Raw genomic sequence first — 1,647 nt, forward strand, 5'->3', positions numbered from 1 at the left:
GTAACTATAGTGTTTTTCTTCACCATCAAAGGCTTGTTCTCGTGTGAGATAACCATAACTGTTGTATTCGAATACATATTCTGCATGGTTTTGGTGGAATATATTGATTCAAAAAAAATTCTAAAACATCATATACCTAAACTTTCATTTACTAATTTTATAAATAAAAGTTATTTTTTGAAAGCTATATTACTGAATAGACTAAAAAGAACCTAATTCTCCAACTTATTCAATCGCTGTCTTGCAGCTAAATTACCTTGATCTGCTGATTTCTTTATCCAGAATTTAGCTAATTCGATATCTTTTTTTACACCTAGTCCCTCAGCATACATACTGCCTATTAAATATTGACCATCAGGATCATCTTGTTCAGCTGCTAATTTAAACAAATCAAATGCCTTATGAATATTTTTTTCAATTCCATATCCATTTAAGTACATACTTCCTAGATTAACTTGTGCTACAGAATATCCCTGATTAGCTGATAATCTATACATTTCTACAGCCACTTCTAAATCTTTAGGAACTTGAATACCATCCCTATAATAGTTTGCAAGATTATTCAATGCTTTAGAATTATTTAACTGAGCTGATACAACATACCAATTTTTTGATTTTTCCAAATCTTGTAATTGTCCATATTCATTATTACTATAAATTACTCCTAAATTATATTGAGCATCAGAATCACCATTTTCAGCAGCTTTATTTAACCAAAATATAGCATCATTAATATTCCTCTTGAAATTATTATCTCCGTTTAAATATAAAACTCCTAAATTATACTGTGCAACAGTATCACCACCTTCTGCTTTTTTAATAAGCACTTCATATTTCTGATTATCTTGTGTTATTTTAGAAGAATTATGACATGCCGTTATAAATAAAAGGCTTAAAAAAATTATAACACAACTTATTTTTTTCATACTTAACCTTCTACATTAGAGTTAGAATAAACCATGATTTACTAAATCCAAAGTATGATAACCCATTTTACTTGGAACTTCAGCTGGTCTAGGTATAGGTGGTAATTTTAGATCTGTTGTCGTTTGCTTGCCTTCTGACAACTTGACTCCAGCTACTTTACCAGCAATGGCTTTTTGTGTATAACCATATGTAGTTTGATCATCATTTATTCCACTACAATACTGCTTTTTGCCAGTGGCACCACACCCTTCATAATATTTACCATCTTGCCTTTCTCCCCAAACATATTTCTTGTCCTTCATTATTGCAGCTCCCCCATACAATCCAACACTTCTTTCCAAATTACTTTCTATGACTCCATCACCCTTATAGCTGGCACATCCCCCCCCCCCTACACCAGCTGCAACACTAGCACACATTGCTTTACCAGATGCAGCTTTCTCAATCAATGCGGTTACGTAATTTGGAGAAACTCCATTATTGGAATTTTTTCTATTTTTTTGATTTCTTTCATAAGTTCTTAGTGCATCATTTGCTCCTATTGAATGATTAAAACCATGATCGCTTTTTTGGAGTTGCAACCCCATTGGATCGATCCACTGATTCGGATCACTTACAAAAGCGAAGTTATTTAAACCACCTAATAGACCAATCGGATCTTTACTTATATACCGTGCACTAAATGGTTCGTAATATCTGTAACGGTTGTAATGTAATCCT

Annotated in this window: 2 protein-coding genes; both read right to left on the minus strand. The window is 32.5% G+C overall.

All coding sequences use genetic code 11. The features are described 5' to 3' along the window. Nucleotides 1-212: 212 nt before the first annotated feature. Entirely contained in the window at nt 213-926 is a 714-nt protein-coding gene (locus BMW42_RS14580; RefSeq protein ID WP_092768994.1) for a tetratricopeptide repeat protein, read from the minus strand. Nucleotides 927-947: 21 nt separating this feature from the next. After that, nucleotides 948-1,647: RHS repeat-associated core domain-containing protein (locus tag BMW42_RS14585; RefSeq protein WP_143047429.1), on the minus strand; the 700-nt coding region annotated here is incomplete at its 5' end.

The organism is Acinetobacter sp. DSM 11652, assembly GCF_900109815.1.
In the GTDB taxonomy this organism is placed as follows: domain Bacteria; phylum Pseudomonadota; class Gammaproteobacteria; order Pseudomonadales; family Moraxellaceae; genus Acinetobacter.

What these genes read in the sequence shown, in the direction of transcription:
- BMW42_RS14580 (WP_092768994.1), bottom strand. Translation starts at nt 926, where the DNA reads ATGAAAAAAATAAGTTGTGTTATAATTTTTTTAAGCCTTTTATTTATA.